Origin of the sequence: Streptomyces sp. 3MP-14, assembly GCF_006334905.2 — a bacterium.
In the GTDB taxonomy this organism is placed as follows: domain Bacteria; phylum Actinomycetota; class Actinomycetes; order Streptomycetales; family Streptomycetaceae; genus Streptomyces; species Streptomyces triticirhizae.
In genome coordinates this window covers 21715-37809 of sequence record NZ_VDLZ02000018.1, presented here as the reverse complement: position 1 = coordinate 37809, position 16095 = coordinate 21715, and the positions used below count along the sequence as shown (strand labels likewise).

15 protein-coding genes are annotated in these 16095 nt (G+C 74.0%); 11 read left to right on the top strand and 4 right to left on the bottom strand.

What is annotated here, in order from left to right; translation table 11 throughout:
• The first annotated feature begins 20 nt into the window (after positions 1-20).
• The gene (locus tag FH609_RS26005; RefSeq protein ID WP_139672866.1) at positions 21-2018 is read left to right on the top strand and encodes a beta-galactosidase; all 1998 of its coding nucleotides are present in this window, start codon (positions 21-23) and stop codon (positions 2016-2018) included.
• A gap of 14 nt (positions 2019-2032) precedes the next feature.
• Positions 2033-2758: a GH12 family glycosyl hydrolase domain-containing protein gene (locus FH609_RS26000; RefSeq protein ID WP_139672869.1), complete on the top strand. Its 726-nt coding sequence runs from the start codon at positions 2033-2035 to the stop codon at positions 2756-2758.
• A 36-nt stretch (positions 2759-2794) separates the two neighbouring features.
• On the opposite strand, the gene FH609_RS25995 is transcribed toward FH609_RS26000, so the two are convergent.
• Positions 2795-3832, bottom strand: coding sequence for a LacI family DNA-binding transcriptional regulator (locus FH609_RS25995; protein WP_139672872.1), 1038 nt, complete (start codon positions 3830-3832; stop codon positions 2795-2797).
• A gap of 295 nt (positions 3833-4127) precedes the next feature.
• Here FH609_RS25995 and FH609_RS25990 point away from each other — a divergent pair, with 295 nt between their 5' ends.
• From FH609_RS25990 to FH609_RS25965, 6 genes are all read left to right on the top strand, one after another.
• Positions 4128-6125 carry an acyl-CoA dehydrogenase family protein gene (locus tag FH609_RS25990; RefSeq protein WP_139672875.1) on the top strand — a complete coding sequence of 666 codons (1998 nt, stop codon included), beginning with the start codon at positions 4128-4130 and terminating at the stop codon, positions 6123-6125.
• 244 nt (positions 6126-6369) lie between these two features.
• Entirely contained in the window at positions 6370-7647 is a 1278-nt protein-coding gene (gene dxr / locus FH609_RS25985) for a 1-deoxy-D-xylulose-5-phosphate reductoisomerase (protein WP_139672877.1), read from the top strand.
• Positions 7644-8948: a M50 family metallopeptidase gene (locus FH609_RS25980; RefSeq protein ID WP_139672880.1), complete on the top strand. Its 1305-nt coding sequence runs from the start codon at positions 7644-7646 to the stop codon at positions 8946-8948. Before dxr ends, FH609_RS25980 begins: the two co-directional genes overlap by 4 nt.
• Before the next feature lie 74 nt (positions 8949-9022).
• Complete coding sequence (gene ispG, locus FH609_RS25975) at positions 9023-10177, top strand: flavodoxin-dependent (E)-4-hydroxy-3-methylbut-2-enyl-diphosphate synthase (RefSeq protein WP_139672883.1); 1155 nt, start codon at positions 9023-9025, stop codon at positions 10175-10177.
• Positions 10178-10329: 152 nt separating this feature from the next.
• The gene (locus FH609_RS25970; protein WP_139672983.1) at positions 10330-11196 is read left to right on the top strand and encodes a DUF4081 domain-containing GNAT family N-acetyltransferase; all 867 of its coding nucleotides are present in this window, start codon (positions 10330-10332) and stop codon (positions 11194-11196) included.
• A 79-nt stretch (positions 11197-11275) separates the two neighbouring features.
• Positions 11276-11857 (top strand): GNAT family N-acetyltransferase, encoded by a 582-nt coding sequence (locus tag FH609_RS25965; protein WP_139672886.1) that lies wholly within the window; start codon positions 11276-11278, stop codon positions 11855-11857.
• 68 nt (positions 11858-11925) lie between these two features.
• On the opposite strand, the gene FH609_RS25960 is transcribed toward FH609_RS25965, so the two are convergent.
• Genes FH609_RS25960 through FH609_RS25950 form a run of 3 tightly spaced genes read right to left on the bottom strand, consistent with a single transcriptional unit; the run spans position 11926 to position 13821 of the window.
• Positions 11926-12843, bottom strand: a complete 918-nt coding sequence (locus tag FH609_RS25960) for an aminoglycoside phosphotransferase family protein (RefSeq protein WP_139672889.1) — start codon at positions 12841-12843, stop codon at positions 11926-11928.
• Between the two features lie 4 nt (positions 12844-12847).
• Positions 12848-13321: a DUF4439 domain-containing protein gene (locus FH609_RS25955; RefSeq protein ID WP_139672892.1), complete on the bottom strand. Its 474-nt coding sequence runs from the start codon at positions 13319-13321 to the stop codon at positions 12848-12850.
• Positions 13318-13821 (bottom strand): hypothetical protein, encoded by a 504-nt coding sequence (locus FH609_RS25950; protein ID WP_226961956.1) that lies wholly within the window; start codon positions 13819-13821, stop codon positions 13318-13320. Before FH609_RS25950 ends, FH609_RS25955 begins: the two co-directional genes overlap by 4 nt.
• A 249-nt stretch (positions 13822-14070) precedes the next feature.
• Here FH609_RS25950 and rimP point away from each other — a divergent pair, with 249 nt between their 5' ends.
• From rimP to FH609_RS25935, 3 genes are all read left to right on the top strand, one after another.
• Positions 14071-14592, top strand: a complete 522-nt coding sequence (gene rimP, locus FH609_RS25945; protein WP_139672895.1) for a ribosome maturation factor RimP — start codon at positions 14071-14073, stop codon at positions 14590-14592.
• A 3-nt stretch (positions 14593-14595) separates the two neighbouring features.
• On the top strand, positions 14596-15597 hold the full coding sequence (gene nusA, locus FH609_RS25940) for a transcription termination factor NusA (protein WP_139672898.1): 1002 nt from the start codon (positions 14596-14598) through the stop codon (positions 15595-15597).
• Between the two features lie 132 nt (positions 15598-15729).
• A complete protein-coding gene (locus FH609_RS25935) occupies positions 15730-16008 on the top strand; it encodes a YlxR family protein (protein WP_122184668.1) in 279 nt (92 codons plus the stop codon).
• Positions 16009-16095 lie beyond the last annotated feature (87 nt).

The window sequence follows — 16095 nt, the reverse complement described above, 5'->3', positions numbered from 1 at the left end:
ACCGAGGAGAGCGAGTTCCCATGCCAGCGCTGAGCGACGCCACCCGGGGCCGGCTGCTCTTCGGCGGCGACTACAACCCCGAGCAGTGGCCGGAGTCCGTGTGGCGTCAGGACATCCGGCTGATGCGCGAGGCCGGGGTCAACGTCGTCACCGTCGGCGTCTTCTCCTGGGCCACCCTCGAACCCCGGCCCGGCGCCCGGGACTTCGGCTGGCTGGACCGGGTGCTCGACGGGCTGGGGGAGGCCGGCATCGGGGTCTGCCTGGCGACCCCGACCGCCTCCCCGCCGCCCTGGCTCGGCGCCCGCCACCCCGAGACCCTGCCGCGCGACGAGCACGGCTCGGTCGTCTGGTACGGCTCGCGCAACCAGTTCTGTGCCTCCTCGCCGGTCTACCGGGCGCACGCCGCCCGGATCACCACCGACCTGGCCCGCCGCTACGGCGACCACGAGGCGCTGCGGCTGTGGCACATCAACAACGAGTACGGCACCGCCTGTTGGTGCGATGAGACCGCCGCCCACTTCCGCCGTTGGCTGCGCGCCCGCTACGGCGACCTCGACGCGCTCAACACGGCCTGGGGCACCGCGTTCTGGAGCCAGCGCTACGACGCCTGGGACGAGATCATCCCGCCGCGCCGCGCCCAGTACCTGGTCAACCCCACCCAGGCGCTGGACTTCCGCCGCTTCACCAGCGACGCGCTGCTGGAGTGCTTCGTGGCCGAACGCGACATCGTCGCCGCGCACAGCCCCGAGATCCCGGTGACCACCAACCAGATGCCGCTCTTCGCCGGCCTCGACGGCTGGCGCTGGGCCGCCGAGCAGGACGTGGTCTCCGTCGACTGCTACCCCGACCCGGCCGTCGACTGGCGCGACCCGGAGGGCCCGGCGCACGGCGCGCTGGTCGCCGACCTCACCCGCTCCCAGGCGCGCGGCCCCTGGCTGCTGATGGAACAGGCCGCATCCGCCGTCAACTTCCGCGCCGTCAACGCGCCCAAGCCGCCCGGCGTGCTGCGCCAGTGGTCGCTCCAGGCCGTGGCCAGGGGCTCCGACGGGGTCTGCTTCTTCCAGTGGCGCGCCTCCCGCCAGGGCAGCGAGAAGTACCACTCGGCGATGCTCCCGCACGCCGGCCCCGCCTCCCGGGGCTTCGCCCGGGTGCGGGAGCTGGGCGCCGACCTGGCACGCCTCGCCGGCCTGGTCGGCGAGCCGGTGCGCGGCGCGCGGATCGCCGTTCTCCACGACTGGTCGGCGTGGTGGGCCAGCCAACAGCCCGGCCGGCCCTCCTCGTTGGTGGACTACCGGCGGCTGCTCGCCGGCTGGCACCACGCGCTGTGGCGGCGCAACCTGACCTGCGACCTGGCCCACCCCGAGGCCGACCTCGGCGGCTACCGGATGGTCGTCGCGCCCCATCTGCCGCTGCTCGGCGACACCGCGCTGGCCCACCTGGTCGACTTCGTCCACGGCGGCGGCACCCTGGTCTGCGGCTTCGCCACCGGCGTGACCGACGCCGACGACCGGGTGCGCCCCGGCGGCCTCGCGCCCGAACTCCGCGCCCTGCTGGGCCTCTCGACGGTCCACGAGTGGTGGCCGCTGCCGGCCGGCGCCACCCTCGCCCTCGACGACGGCACCCGGGCCGAGCTGTGGAGCGAGGACGTCGAGGTGGCCGACGCCGAGCCGCTGGCGCGCTACGCCGAGGGCGAGCTGGCCGGCCGTCCCGCCGTCACCCGTTCCCGCCGGGGCGCCGGCACCGCCTGGTATCTGACGACGCTGCCCCAACCCGAGGCGCTGGCCGCGCTGTTGGCCCGCGCGGCCGAGGCCGCCGGCGTCGGCCCCGTGCTGCCGGGGCTGCCCGAGGGCGTCGAGGCCGTCCGCCGGGGGCCCGCGCTCTTCCTGCTCAACCACACCACCGAGCCGGTCACCGTTCCCCTCCCGTCCCCCCGAACCGACCTGCTCACCGGGCGGGCCCACCCGCGCGAGCTCACCCTCGCCGGGCGCGGCGCCGCCGTGCTCACCCCCACCGAATGAAGGAGCCGCAACCGATGAAGCACCCGAAGATCCGCAACCGCCGGGGCCTTGGCACCCTGGTCCTCGCCCCCGCCGTCGCGCTGACCTGCGTGGTCGGCCTGGGCGCCGGCACCGCGCACGCCGCCGTCTTCGAGTCCTGCGACCAGTGGGGCAACTGGACCGACCCGGACGGCTACATCGTCTACAACAACATCTGGGGCTCCGGCGCCGGCAGCCAGTGCATCGAGGCCGACTCCGGCTCCCGCTGGAGCGTCACCGCCGACCACCCCAACACCGGCGGCATCAAGTCCTACCCCAACGCCAAGTGGATCGTCGGCGAGTCCATCGCCGACATCTCCACGCTGACCAGCACCTTCGACGTCTCCGTCCCCAACTCGGGCGCCTACAACACCGCCTACGACGTGTGGGACGAGAACTACGACCACGAGATAATGCTCTGGATGAACTGGACGGGCCCGGTCGGCCCGCTCGGCACCCCGGTCGGCGAGGCCACCGTCGGCGGCCACACCTGGGACGTCTACAACGGCAGCAACGGCAGCAACAACGTCTACTCGTTCCTGCGCCAGGGCAACGCCTCGTCCGGCCAGGTCGACATCCTGCCGATCCTGGACTGGATCACCGAACAGGGCTGGATGGACCAGAACGAGGTCATCGGCGACGTCCAGTTCGGCTACGAGATCACCTCCTCGGCCGGCGGACTCACCTTCCAGACCAACGAGTTCAGCGTCAACCACGGCTGAGGCAGCACCGTGGTACCGGGGGTCGGCCCGCGCCGCTCAGCGAGCGGCCGGCGCCGGCCCCGTGCTGGCGCGCACCGTCAGCGCGGGCGGCAGCAGCTCGATGCGCGGCGGCACCGACGACGGGTCGCCGCCCTCGGCCGACGCCCTGGCCCTGGCCATCACCAGCTCGACGGCCAGCCGCCCCATCTCCTGCGCCGGTATCGCCACCGAGGTCAGCGCCACCGAGGTGCCGGCCGCCACCTGCTCCGGGCAGATCGCGACCACCGAGATGTCCTCGGGCACCGCCCGCCCCTGCTGCCGCAGCAGGCCCAGCAGCGGCTCGACCGCCGCCTCGTTCTGCACCACGATCCCGGTGGTCTCGGGCCGCTCGTCGAAGATCCGCGCCAGGGTCCCGGCCACCGACTCGTAGGAGCCGTCGCAGGGCCGGTGCAGCATCCGCATCCCCAACTCGTCGGCGCGCTCCCGCACTCCGCGCACCGTCCGCTCGGCGAAGCCGGTGCGCCGCTCGTAGACGGCCGCCGCCTCGCCCACCACCGCGATGTCCCGGTGCCCCAGCTTCGCCAGGTGGTCGACGCACAGCCGCCCGGTGGCCGCGAAGTCCAGGTCCACGCAGGTCAGCCCCGTGGTGTCCGAGGGCAGCCCGATCAGCACGGCGGGCCGGGGCGTCACCCGCACCAACGGCAGCCGCTGGTCCTCCAGTTCGACGTCCATGAGGATCATCGCGTCGGCCAGCCCGCTGCCCACCACCCGCCGCGCCGCCTCCGGGCCCTCCTGCCCGGTCAGCAGCAGCACGTCGTGCGCGTGCTCCCTGGCCGTGGTCGCCACCGCGATGGCGATCTCCATCATCACCGGCAGGTACATGTCGGTCCGCAGCGGCATCATCAGCGCGATGATGTTGGACCTGCTGCTGGCCAGCGCCCGCGCCCCCGCGTTGGGGTGGTAGCCCAGCTCCCTGATGCTGCGCTCCACCCGCTCCCTGGTCGGCGCCGAGATGGTCCGCTTGCCGCTGAGGACATAGCTCACGGTGCTGGCGGAGACGCCCGCGTGCCGGGCGACCTCGGCGAGGGTGACCATAGAAACTCTCCCGTTCTCTCCCGGTACACGGTAGGCGGACCGCCGGCGGCCGCGCCGTTCCACGGGCGCCCACGTGAAGCGCTTCGACTGGTCGGCGGCAACGCGCCGCGCGCGATGCCCGTTGACCTTAGACCCACCCGAATGAGGGTGTCCAGACACTTCGTTGAAGCGCTTCAACTCCCGGGTCGGGAAAGCCGGTACGGGCGCCGGAAAAGCCCGGACAAGGGGGTGCGATCTCCCGCGCAACGGGTACATACGCACCAGTAGCCCGCGACCGGCGACCGGCCCCCGGCCGATGTCTGACCCGGCCTCGCAGCGCCGCTCCCGATGCGCTCCCTCTCTCGACGGTGAGGTGACCGAGTTGACCAGCGAAGAAGAGGCCCGCCGGGTCGCCGAGGCGGCCCGCGACCGCGAGTGGGCCAGGCCCAGCTTCGCCAAGGAGCTGTTCCTCGGTCGGCTCCGCCTCGACCTGATCCACCCCAGGCCCGAGGCCAACCCCGGCGGCACGGCCGAGGAGGAACGCTTCCTCGCCCGGCTCGCCGACTTCGCCGCCGAACGCATCGACTCCGCCGCCATCGAACGCGAGGCCCGCGTCCCCGACGAGGTGATCAACGGTCTGCGCGAGCTGGGCGCCTTCGGGATGCGGGTGGCCCCCGAGTACGGCGGCCTCGGCCTGACGCACCTCGCCTACAGCCGCGCCCTCGCCCTGGTCGGCACGGCCAGCCCGGCCGTCGGCGCCCTGCTCTCCGCCCACCAGTCGATCGGCGTCCCCCAGCCGCTGGCCCTCTTCGGCTCCGAGGAGCAGCGCCGCGCCTACCTCCCGCGCTGCGCCGCCGGCGCGATATCCGCCTTCCTGCTCACCGAGCCCGACGTCGGCTCCGACCCCGCCCGGCTCGGCGCCACCGCCACCCCCGACGGCGACGACTACCTCCTCGACGGCGTCAAGCTGTGGACCACCAACGGCCCCGTCGCCGAGCTGCTGGTGGTGATGGCCCGCGTCCCCGAGGCCCCCGGCCACCCCGGCGGCATCTCCGCCTTCGTCGTCGAGGCCGACTCGCCCGGCATCACCGTCGAGGCCCGCAACACGTTCATGGGCCTGCGCGGCATCGAGAACGGCGTCACCCGCTTCCACCGGGTGCGGGTGCCGGCCGCCCAGCGGATCGGCGAGGAGGGCCAGGGCCTGAGGATCGCCCTGACCACGCTCAACACCGGCCGGCTCTCGCTGCCCGCGATGTGCGTGGGCGCCGGCAAGTGGAGCCTGGCCATCGCCCGCGCCTGGTCCGCCGAACGCGTCCAGTGGGGCCGCCCCATCGCCCAGCACGAGGCGGTCGGCGGCAAGCTCGCCTTCATCGCCGCCACCACCTTCGCGCTGGAGGCCATGGTCGAGCTGTGCAGCGAGCTGGCCGACGAGGAGCGCAACGACATCCGCATCGAGGCCGCCGTCGCCAAGCTCTACGGCAGCGAGATGGCCTGGCGGATCGCCGACGACCTGGTGCAGATCCGGGGCGGCCGGGGCTTCGAGACCGCCGACTCGCTCGCCGCCAGGGGCGAGCGGGGCGTCCCCGCCGAGCAGCTCCTGCGCGACCTGCGGATCAACCGGATCTTCGAGGGGTCGAGCGAGATCATGCGGCTGCTCATCGCCCGGGAGGCCGTGGACGCCCACCTGAAGGTCGCCGGCGACCTGGTCGCGCCCGACGCCAACCACACCCGCAAGCGCAGGGCCGCCGTCGCCGCCGGCGGCTTCTACGCCCGCTGGCTGCCGAGCCTGGCCGCAGGCCGGGGCCAACTGCCCCTGGCCTACGGCGACTTCCGGGTCTCGGGGCTGCCCGACCTCTCGCACCACCTGCGCTACGCCGAACGCACCGCGCGCCGGCTGGCCCGCTCCGTCTTCTACGGGATGAGCCGCTGGCAGGCCCGCCTGGAGCGCAAGCAGGGCTACCTGGGCCGGGTCGTCGACATCGGCGCCGAGATCTTCGCGATCACCGCCGCCTGCGTCCACGCGGAACGGCTGCGCGCCAGGGGCGAGAGCGGCGCCGAGGCGTACGAGCTGGCCGACGCGTTCTGCCGCCAGGCCCACCTGCGGATCGAGGAGCTGTTCCCGCGCCTGTGGCACAACACGGACGGCGCCGACGGCCGGCTCGCCGCCGCCGTCGCCGAGGGCCGGCACCGCTGGCTGGAGGCCGGCATCCCGGACGTCTCCACCCCGGGGCCCTGGATCGCCGAGGACACGCCCGGCCCCGCCACCCGCCCCAACCTCCACCGCCCCGTGCCCCGCGAACAGGGCGGCGGGTGAACCGGCCGCCCCGCTGAGCCGCCCCTTCGGGCCCGGCCGGCCCCTGGCGGGCAGCCGGCACCGCCGCGCGGGGCGGCCCCGGGCCCGGACCCGGGCGGCCCCGGGCCCGCCCTCCCGAGGGCGTGGCCCCGGCCCACGTCCCCGCGCGGGCGGTCAACGCGCAGGCGCCCGGCGCCCGTTCCGGCCCCGGCCCACTTCGCCGACCCGGCAGCGGGCGGCGGGCCGGTGTGGGGACAATGGGCAGATGACCGAGAGCCCCGTTTGTCTCGCCGACCCGCATCTGAGGTATCCGGCCCAGCCGCCTCCCGAGGGGCCACGCGAGGTGGTGATCCTCGGCTCCACCGGTTCCGTCGGCACCCAGGCCATCGACGTGGTGCTGCGCAACCCGGGGCTCTTCCGCGTCACCGGGCTCTCCGCCGGCGGGGACCGCCTCGAACTCCTCGCCGGCCAGGCCCACCGGCTGCGGGTCGCCGCCGTCGCCGTCGCCAGGCCCGAGGCCGCCGACCCGCTCCGCCAGGCGCTCCGCGCCCAGTACGGCGTCGGGGCGGCGCTGCCCGAGGTGCTCGCCGGCCCGGACGCCGCCGCCGAGCTGGCCTCCCGGCCCTGCCACACCGTGCTCAACGGCATCACCGGCTCCATCGGCCTGGCCCCCACGCTGGCCGCGCTCTCCGCCGGCCACGTGCTGGCCCTGGCCAACAAGGAGTCGCTGATCGTCGGCGGCCCGCTGGTGACCGCGCTGGCCAAGCCCGGCCAGATCATCCCCGTCGACTCCGAGCACTCCGCGCTCTTCCAGGCGCTGCTCGGCGGCACGCGCGCCGAGGTGAACCGCCTGGTCGTCACCGCCAGCGGCGGCCCGTTCCGGGGCCGCACCCGCGCCCAGCTGGCCGACGTCACCCCCGAGGACGCGCTGGCGCACCCCACCTGGCAGATGGGCCCTGTCATCACCGTCAACTCCGCGACTCTCGTCAACAAGGGCCTGGAGGTGATCGAGGCCCACCTCCTCTACGGCGTCCCGTTCGACCGGATCGAGGTCGTCGTCCACCCCCAGTCCTACGTTCACTCGATGGTGGAGTTCGTGGACGGCTCCACGCTCGTCCAGGCCAGCCCGCCCGACATGCGGCTGCCGATCGCGCTGGCGCTCGGCTGGCCGGAGCGGGTCCCCGGCGCCGCCGCGAACTGCGACTGGACCACCGCGCACACCTGGGAGTTCCTGCCCCTGGACACCGATGCCTTCCCCTCGGTGCCGCTCGCGTGCCGGGTCGGTAGCCTCGGCGGTACCGCTCCCGCGGTGTTCAACGCGGCCAACGAGGAGTGCGTGGACGCCTTCCTCGCCGGCCGGCTCCCGTTCCTCGGCATCGTGGACACCGTGGCGCGGGTGGTGGACGAGCTGGGCCACGGCGGTGCGGGAACCTCCCTGACCCTCTCGGACGTCCTCGAAGCGGAACGCGAGGCGCGGCTGCGCACCCGCGAGCTGGTCGGGAGCCACCCGGGCGGCTCCACGACCCAGGAGATGACGTCATGACGGCCCTGATGTTTGTCCTCGGCATACTCGTGTTCGTCTTCGGGCTGCTGTTCTCCATCGCCTGGCACGAGTTCGGCCACTTCTCGACCGCCCGGATGTTCGGCGTCCGGGTGCCGCAGTTCATGGTCGGCTTCGGGCCGACGATCTTCTCCCGGCAGCGCGGCGAGACCGAGTACGGCGTGAAGGCGGTGCCGCTGGGCGGCTACATCCGCATGATCGGCATGTTCCCGCCCGGCGAGGACGGCGCGATCCGCAAGCGCTCCACCTCCCCGTTCCGGGGCATGATCGAGGACGCCAGGGCCGCCGCCTTCGAGGAGCTGCGGCCGGGCGACGAGAAGCGGCTGTTCTACACGCGCAAGCCGTGGAAGCGCGTGATCGTGATGTTCGCCGGCCCGGCGATGAACCTGATCCTCGCCGTGGTGATCTTCCTCGGCGTGCTGATGGGCTTCGGCATCAACACCCAGACCACCACCGTCGCCACCGTCTCCGAGTGCGTGATCGCGCAGAGCGAGGAGCCCCGCGACTGCCGCGCCGGCGACACCCCGGCGCCCGCCGCCGAGGCCGGGCTGCGCGCCGGCGACGAGATCGTCGCGTTCAACGGCGAGCCGGTCGACGAGTGGGGCCCGCTCCAGCAGCAGATCCGCGACACGGTCGGCCCGGCCACCATCACCGTGCTCCGCGACGGCGAGCGTCTTGACCTGTCGGCCAACCTCATCGAGAACCAGGTCGGCAAGACCGACGGCAACGGCGGCCTCGTCGAGGGCGAGTTCATCACCGCCGGCTTCCTCGGCTTCTCGCCGGCCAGCGGCATCATCCGGCAGGACTTCCCGCAGGCCGTGGACCGGATGGGCGAGATCATGAGCACCGGCGTCGACGCCATGCTCAACCTGCCGTCCAAGATCCCCAACCTGTGGCACTCCATCACCGGCGAGGAGGAGCGCGACCAGGACGGCCCGATGGGCGTCGTGGGCGCGGCCCGGGTCGGCGGCGAGATCTTCACCCTGGACATCCCGGCCAGCCAGCAGCTGGCCACCGCCCTCTTCCTGGTGGCCGGGTTCAACCTCTCGCTCTTCCTGTTCAACATGCTGCCGCTGCTCCCGCTCGACGGCGGCCACATCGCCGGCGCCCTGTGGGAGTCGCTGCGCAGGAACACCGCGAAACTCACCCGCAGGCCCGACCCCGGGCCCTTCGACGTGGCCCGGCTGATGCCGCTGGCCTACGTGGTGGCGGGCGTGTTCATCTGCTTCACCCTGCTCGTGCTGGCGGCGGATATCGTCAGCCCCGTACGGCTCGCGGGGTGAGGTGTCGTAGGCTCTTCGGGCCGGGATGTCGCCCGAGTCCGGGCCCTTAGACCACCGTGGGGACGCAGGAATCCATGACAGCCATCTCGCTGGGAATGCCCTCCGTACCGACCAGGCTCGCCGAGCGCCGGGTCAGCCGGCAGATCAACGTCGGCTCCGTGCCGGTCGGCGGTGAGGCGCCGGTCTCGGTGCAGTCGATGACCACCACCCGCACCTCGGACATCGGCGCCACCCTTCAGCAGATCGCCGAACTGACCGCCTCCGGCTGCCAGATCGTCCGGGTCGCCGTGCCGACCCAGGACGACGCGGAGGCGCTGCCGGTGATCGCCAGGAAGTCGCAGATCCCGGTGATCGCCGACATCCACTTCCAGCCAAAGTATGTGTTCGCCGCGATCGACGCCGGCTGCGCGGCGGTCCGCGTCAACCCGGGCAACATCAAGCAGTTCGACGACAAGGTCAAGGAGATCGCCAAGGCCGCCGGCGAGACGGGCACCCCGATCCGCATCGGGGTCAACGCCGGCTCCCTCGACAAGCGGCTGCTCGCCAAGTACGGCAAGGCGACGCCCGAGGCGCTGGTGGAGTCCGCGCTGTGGGAGTGCTCGCTCTTCGAGGAGCACGACTTCCGCGACATCAAGATCTCGGTCAAGCACAACGACCCGGTCGTGATGGTCAACGCCTACCGCCAGCTCGCCGCCCAGTGCGACTACCCGCTGCACCTGGGCGTCACCGAGGCCGGGCCCGCGTTCCAGGGCACCATCAAGTCGGCCGTCGCCTTCGGCGCGCTGCTCAGCGAGGGCATCGGCGACACCATCCGCGTCTCGCTCTCCGCGCCGCCGGTCGAGGAGGTCAAGGTCGGCATCCAGATCCTGGAGTCGCTCAACCTCCGCCAGCGCGGCCTGGAGATCGTCTCCTGCCCGTCCTGCGGCCGCGCCCAGGTGGACGTGTACACGCTGGCCGAGGAGGTCACCGCCGGGCTGACCGGCATGGACGTCCCGCTGCGGGTCGCCGTGATGGGCTGCGTCGTCAACGGCCCTGGCGAGGCGCGCGAGGCCGACCTCGGGGTCGCCTCGGGCAACGGCAAGGGCCAGATCTTCGTCAAGGGCGAGGTCATCAAGACCGTGCCCGAGTCCAAGATCGTGGAGACCCTGATCGAGGAGGCGATGAAGATCGCCGAGCGGATGGAGCAGGACGGCGAGCCCTCGGGCGAGCCCCAGGTCACCGTCGGCTGAGTCGGCGAACCCGCCCCGGCGCCCCGTGCGCCGGGGTACAGTGCGGGCACTTCCCGTCCGCCCGTCCGCCCGTGTCCACCAGGCTCACCGTCGTCTCACCGACGTTCCCGACCCGTTCCACCCCGTATCGCCGCGACCGCGAGGCCCTCCCCGTGCTTGCCACCCCATCCGTCCGGGTCCTCGGACCCGAGGAGCTAGGCGCCGTGCTCGCCGTGCTCAACGAGGACCCGGTGGCCAACGCCTTCGTCACCGCCCGGGTCCTCGACTCCCGCCTCGAACCGCCGTACCTGGGCGGCGAGATGTGGGGCCACTTCCGAGACGGCGTGCTCACCGCGCTCTGCTACGCGGGCGCCAACCTGGTGCCGATCCAGGCCGGACCCGGAGCCGATGCCGCCGACGACGCCGTGGCCGCGTTCGCCGCCCGCGCCCGCGCGCAGGGCCGCCGCTGCTCCTCCATCGTCGGCCCGGCCGAGCCGACCGCCCGGCTGTGGAGCCTGCTGGAGCCGCACTGGGGCCCGGCGCGGGAGGTCCGCCGCCGCCAGCCGCTGCTGGTGACCCGCTCCGTCCCGGCCGGGGTCACCCCCGACCCGTGCGTGCGCCGGATGCGCAGGGACGAGATGCCGTTGGTGCTGCCGGCGGCCGTGGACATGTTCACCGAGGAGGTCGGCGTCTCCCCGCTGGAGGCCGACGACGGCGGCCTGACCTACCAGGCCAGGGTCGCCGAGATCGTGGGCGCCGGCCGCTGCTTCGCCCGGGTGGAGGACGGCCGGGTGGTCTTCAAGGCCGAGATCGGCGCCGTCACCCCGCAGGCCTGCCAGCTCCAGGGCGTGTGGACCGCCCCCGACCGCAGGGGCGAGGGCCTGGCCACCCGCGGCCTGGCCACCGTGCTGCGCCACGCGCTGGCCGAGAGCGCCCCGCTGGTCAGCCTCTACGCCAACGACTTCAACGCCCCCGCGCTCGCCGTCTACCGGCGCCTCGGCTTCACCGAGACCGGCGCCCTGATGAGCGTCCTGTTCTGACCTCGGCGCCGCCAACTGCCGCGCGGCCCGCCGTTCCCCCGGGCGCGACGCGGCCCGCCCGGCGCGTTAGCCTCCGGGCATGACACCTTCCCCTGGTTCCCCCGGCGGCTCTCCCGGCGCGGCCCACGACGTGGTCGTCGGCCCGCTCGACCTCGCGGCCCGGGTGGACGAGGCGCTGGCCATCCAGGCCGAGGCGTTCGGACTCAGCCAGGACGAGATGAACGTCCGCCACCACATCGTGCTGCGCCACCTCGCCACCCCGGGGGCGAGCGCGCTGGGCGCCACGGTGCGGTCCACCGGGCGGCTGGTCGGCTTCGTCTACGGGATGCCCAACGACCGCACCCAGTGGTGGTCGTCCGTGGTCGAACCCTATCTGCGGGCCACCGGCAACGAGGACTGGCTGGACGACTCCTTCACCATCACCGAGCTGCACGTGCTGCCCGAGTGCCAGGGGCGTGGCATAGGACGGCGGTTGATCACCGGCCTCACCGACCAGGCCGGCCAGGCCCGGTCGATCCTGTCCGCCATCGACACCGAGTCGCCGGCCCGCGCCCTCTACCGCCGGCTCGGCTACCGGGACCTGGCCCGCCGCGTCCTCTTCCCCGCCGCGCCCCGCCCCTACGCCGTGATGGGCGCCCCGCTGCCGCTGCTGCGCCCCTGAGCCGAAACCCGAGCGCCGGCGCCCCGGCCCGTTCACCGTTCCCGGCCGGCCCGTTCACCGTTCACCGCTCACAGCCAGCTGGCGAACTCCAGCAGCGCCTCGCCGTCCGCCCTGCGCCCCGCCGCCAGCTGCCGCACCCCGGAGGCCACGCCCCGGTAGAGCGCCCAGCCCCGCACCCGGTCCGGGTCGGCCTCCACCGTGCCGGACAGCCGGGTCACCCGCCGCCTCGCGATGGCCGCCGCGCCCGGCGAGGCCATCAGGTCGTGCAGCCGGTCCCGCACCAGCCGCGCCAGGTCGAACGCCCGCTCACCCACGGCCGGTTCGGGCCCGACGGCCAGCCACGGCGCCCGCTCGCCGTCCGAGGCCAACACCGCGCCCTGCCGGAAGTCGCCGTGCAGCAGCACCTCCTCGGGCGGCCCGGCCAGCAGCTCATCCCGCAGCTCCAACGCCCGCTCCACCAGCGGCCCCGCCTCGCCCCCTGCCGCCGCCCGCAGCGCGCCCAGCGCGAACCCGGTCCGCTCGCCGACCGAGGGGAACGGATGGTCCTCGCCCGGCGCCACCCACAGCCGGCGCAGCGTGGACAGCGCCTCCAGCGTCGCCTTGGCGTCCGGCAGCGAGCGCAGCGAGGTCTCCCCGTGCAGCCGCTCCAACAGCAGCGCGCCGTCCTCAGGGGCCGCGTCCAGCACCCGCACCGCCGCCAGCCCGTCCCAGCGGCGCAGCGCCGCCAACTCCAGCTCCGCCGGCGCCGGTTGGCCCGCCGGCCCGGGCGCGACCAGCTTCAGCGTCGCCCGGGTGCCGTCCGCGCGCCGCACCAGCAGCGCCACGCTGGACCGCCCGCCGGGCTCCACCAGCCGCTCCACCGTCAGCCCGAAACGTTCCGCCACCCGCTCGGCCAGCTCCGGCAGCCCCGCCAGCCAGCCGGCCTCGGACGCCGGCAGCGCCGCCGCCAGCCGCCGAGGCGGCGTCAGATCCCGCAGCGACTCCATGCGCTCAGCTTCCCCCCTGGGTTTCCCCCTCGGTCTCCTCGCCGTACTCCGCCAGCCCCGGGAACGCCGCCACCCGCCCCCGCCACCGCGCGGCCCGCACCGCGGCGTCCCGCAGCGCCCGCGCCGCGTCGGCCCGCGCCTCGCCCTCGGCCGCCAGCACCAGATCCGCGTAGGCGCCGGCCAGCCGGCTCTCCAACTCGCCCGCCAGCCGCGCCGCCCCGGCCTCGTCCGCCACCCGGAACGGCAGCTCGTACCCGGCCGCCGAGGCCACCGGGCTCGCGCCCAGCTCCCGCACCGTCACCTGGAGCGCGTCCCGCCGCGCGCGGTGCGCGTCATACGCCTCCCGCGCCCAGGCGCCGCGCTCCTCCCGGTCCAGCCGCGCGCCGACCACACCGTAGCCGTAGACCGCCGCGTGCTCGGCGGCCAACGCCGCCTGCGTCGCCTCAAGCGCCGGCGCCTCCGACTCCTCGCCCCTCATGCCCGCACCTCCTCCAACAGCTGCGCCTGCGCCGCGCCCGCCGCCGCCAACGAGGCCAGCAGCCTGGCCAGTTCGGGCGGCGCCTCGGCCAGCCCGGCCAGCCGCCCCTCGGAGGTGCGCCGCTCCGCCTCGATCAGCGCGCCCACCGCCTCGGCCGGCTCCTCCGGCACCGCCACGTCCCGCCGCGCCGGCGCGCTCGGCTCGCCGTCGCTGAGCGCCCGCAGATGCGCGAGCGCCACCTCGCGGAACGGCGCCAGCGGCTCCGCCAGCCCCGGATGCGCCCGCTCGGTCGCCTCGTACCTGGCCACCAGCTCCGCGCTGTCCCTTGCGGTCCTGCGCCGCAGCCCCTGCACGCTCACCGCCGAGGGGCCGTCGGGCCGCACGCTCGCGTCGGCCGAGCAGCCGACCAGCGCGCCGGCCAACGGAACGGCGAGAGCGGCGGCGAGACCACCGGAGAGACCACCGGACAAAAAGGTACGTCTGGGCAGGCCGATCGGCATGGGTTCCCCGCAGTTTCCGTCTCGGAGCACGTCGTTGGGGCGGGCCGGCACTCCCCGGTGGGCCGGGAAGATCACCGCCCCGTGAGGGTACCCGTGCGGTCTCGCCAACCCGGTGCCACCCCGCCCCCCGGCGTGCCAGCGCCCAGGCCACGACGGTCGGCGAACCACGCGGCAGACGATAGGCTGCCTGCACGAGACAGCAACCAAGCGCCGTCCCACAACAGCAGACGCGGCCGAGGAGTCACCCGGATGAGCACCCAGATCGACAGGCTGCGGGAGTTGGTCCAGCCGCTGGCCGCCGAGCACGCGATGGACCTCGAGGAAGTGAAGATCACCACCGCTGGACGGCGCCGGGTCCTCCAGGTCGTGGTGGACACGGACGACGGCGTGGGTCTCGACGCCTGCGCGGAGTTGAGCCGCCAGGTCTCCGAGGCGCTGGACGCGCGCGACGTGATGGGCGGCGCCCCCTACGTTCTCGAGGTCACCTCGCCGGGCGCCGAGCGCCCCCTCACCGAGCACCGGCACTACCGCCGCTCCATCGGCCGGCTGCTGTGGCTGCGCCCCCATCAGGGCGCGGACGTCGTCGCCCGGCTCGTCGGGGTCGACGAGGAGGGCATCGACGTCGAGGTGCCGGGGGAGAAGGGCCGCAAGCCCACGCCCCGCCGGTTCGCCTTCGCCGAGATCGCCAGGGCGCGGGTGGAGCTGGAGTTCAACCGTGGGGCCGGCCGCGCCGCCGCCCCGTCCGGCGACGAGAGCCTGAAGGAGGCGTAGGCCGTGGACATCGACATGAGTGCCCTGAGAGGGCTCGTCCGGGAGAAGGAGATCTCCTTCGACCTGCTGGTCGAGGCGATCGAGTCGGCGCTGCTGATCGCCTACCACCGCACCGACGGCAGCAGCCGCTCGGCCCGGGTGGTGCTGGACCGGAAGACCGGCCATGTGACGGTCTGGGCCAGGGAGGACCCCGAGGACCTCGACGACGCCGATCCGGACGCCGAGCCCAAGGAGTTCGACGACACCCCGCAGGGCTTCGGCCGGATCGCCGCCACCACCGCCAAGCAGGTCATCCTGCAACGGCTGCGGGACGCCGAGGAGGACGTCACCTTCGGCGAGTACGCGGGCCGCGAGGGCGACGTCGTCGCCGGCGTGGTCCAGCAGGGCCGGGACCCCAAGAGCGTGCTGGTCGACATCGGCCGCCTGGAGGCGATCCTGCCGCCCCAGGAGCAGGTGCCGGGCGAGGACTACAGCCACGGCGCGCGGCTGCGCTGCTATGTGGTGCGGGTGGTCAAGGGCGCCCGTGGCCCCTCGGTCACGCTCTCCCGCACCCACCCCAACCTGGTGCGCAAGCTCTTCGAGCTGGAGGTGCCCGAGATCGCCGACGGCTCCGTCGAGATCGCGGCCATCGCCAGGGAGGCCGGCCACCGCACCAAGATCGCGGTCCGTTCGCTGCGCTCCGGGCTCAACGCCAAGGGCGCCTGCATCGGCCCGATGGGCGGCCGGGTGCGCGCGGTGATGGCCGAGCTGCACGGCGAGAAGATCGACATCGTGGACTGGTCGGACGACCCGGCCCAGCTGGTCGCCAACGCGCTCTCCCCGGCCCGGGTCAACCGGGTCGACGTGGTGGACGAGGCGGCCAGGTCGGCCCGGGTCACCGTGCCGGACTACCAACTCTCCCTGGCCATCGGCAAGGAGGGGCAGAACGCCCGGCTCGCGGCACGGCTGACCGGCTGGCGGATCGACATCCGCCCGGACACCGAGCCCGGAGGGGGCGCCGGCTGACCGGCCGGCCGAGGAGGCGACGTCGGCCGTCCCCGCCGGCGGGACACGGGAAGACCGTGCCGGCCGGCGGTGTTGAGGGACCGTGGGGCCCGGCCCGTTCGTGGGGCCGGAGCAAGGGGAGGTAGAATCAACGTGTCTGGCCGGAGCCATGCACCAGCCTGCCCTGAGCGCACCTGTGTCGGGTGCCGGCAGCGTCTCTCCCGGGACGGGCTGCTGCGTGTGGTGGTGATCGAGGGTGGTTGTGTCCCCGATCTTCGCGGTACGCTGCCCGGTCGGGGTGCGTATCTGCATCCCACGCCGGCCTGTCTTGAGCAGGCGGTTCGCCGCCGGGCGTTCCCCCGGGCCTTCCGGGTCCAGGGACCGCTCGATGTCGGGCGGCTGCGCGCGGCTGTCGGCCAGGCGGCACCGTAAGAAACGTCGTGCGGAAAAGGTCCGCACGGTAGGTACCTCGCGAGTTGGAAGTAGGTCGAGATTGCGATGAGCACTCGATGAGTACGC

Excerpts from the sequence above, each read along its gene's own strand:
- FH609_RS25965 (WP_139672886.1), top strand. The coding sequence starts at position 11,276 with ATGACACCTTCCCCTGGTTCCCCCGGCGGCTCTCCCGGCGCGGCCCAC.
- FH609_RS25955 (WP_139672892.1), bottom strand. The coding sequence starts at position 13,321 with ATGAGGGGCGAGGAGTCGGAGGCGCCGGCGCTTGAGGCGACGCAGGCG.
- FH609_RS26005 (WP_139672866.1), top strand. The coding sequence starts at position 21 with ATGCCAGCGCTGAGCGACGCCACCCGGGGCCGGCTGCTCTTCGGCGGC.
- FH609_RS25990 (WP_139672875.1), top strand. The coding sequence starts at position 4,128 with ATGTCTGACCCGGCCTCGCAGCGCCGCTCCCGATGCGCTCCCTCTCTC.
- FH609_RS25995 (WP_139672872.1), bottom strand. The coding sequence starts at position 3,832 with ATGGTCACCCTCGCCGAGGTCGCCCGGCACGCGGGCGTCTCCGCCAGC.
- FH609_RS25950 (WP_226961956.1), bottom strand. The coding sequence starts at position 13,821 with ATGCCGATCGGCCTGCCCAGACGTACCTTTTTGTCCGGTGGTCTCTCC.
- ispG (WP_139672883.1), top strand. The coding sequence starts at position 9,023 with ATGACAGCCATCTCGCTGGGAATGCCCTCCGTACCGACCAGGCTCGCC.
- dxr (WP_139672877.1), top strand. The coding sequence starts at position 6,370 with ATGACCGAGAGCCCCGTTTGTCTCGCCGACCCGCATCTGAGGTATCCG.
- rimP (WP_139672895.1), top strand. The coding sequence starts at position 14,071 with ATGAGCACCCAGATCGACAGGCTGCGGGAGTTGGTCCAGCCGCTGGCC.
- FH609_RS26000 (WP_139672869.1), top strand. The coding sequence starts at position 2,033 with ATGAAGCACCCGAAGATCCGCAACCGCCGGGGCCTTGGCACCCTGGTC.
- FH609_RS25960 (WP_139672889.1), bottom strand. The coding sequence starts at position 12,843 with ATGGAGTCGCTGCGGGATCTGACGCCGCCTCGGCGGCTGGCGGCGGCG.
- FH609_RS25980 (WP_139672880.1), top strand. The coding sequence starts at position 7,644 with ATGACGGCCCTGATGTTTGTCCTCGGCATACTCGTGTTCGTCTTCGGG.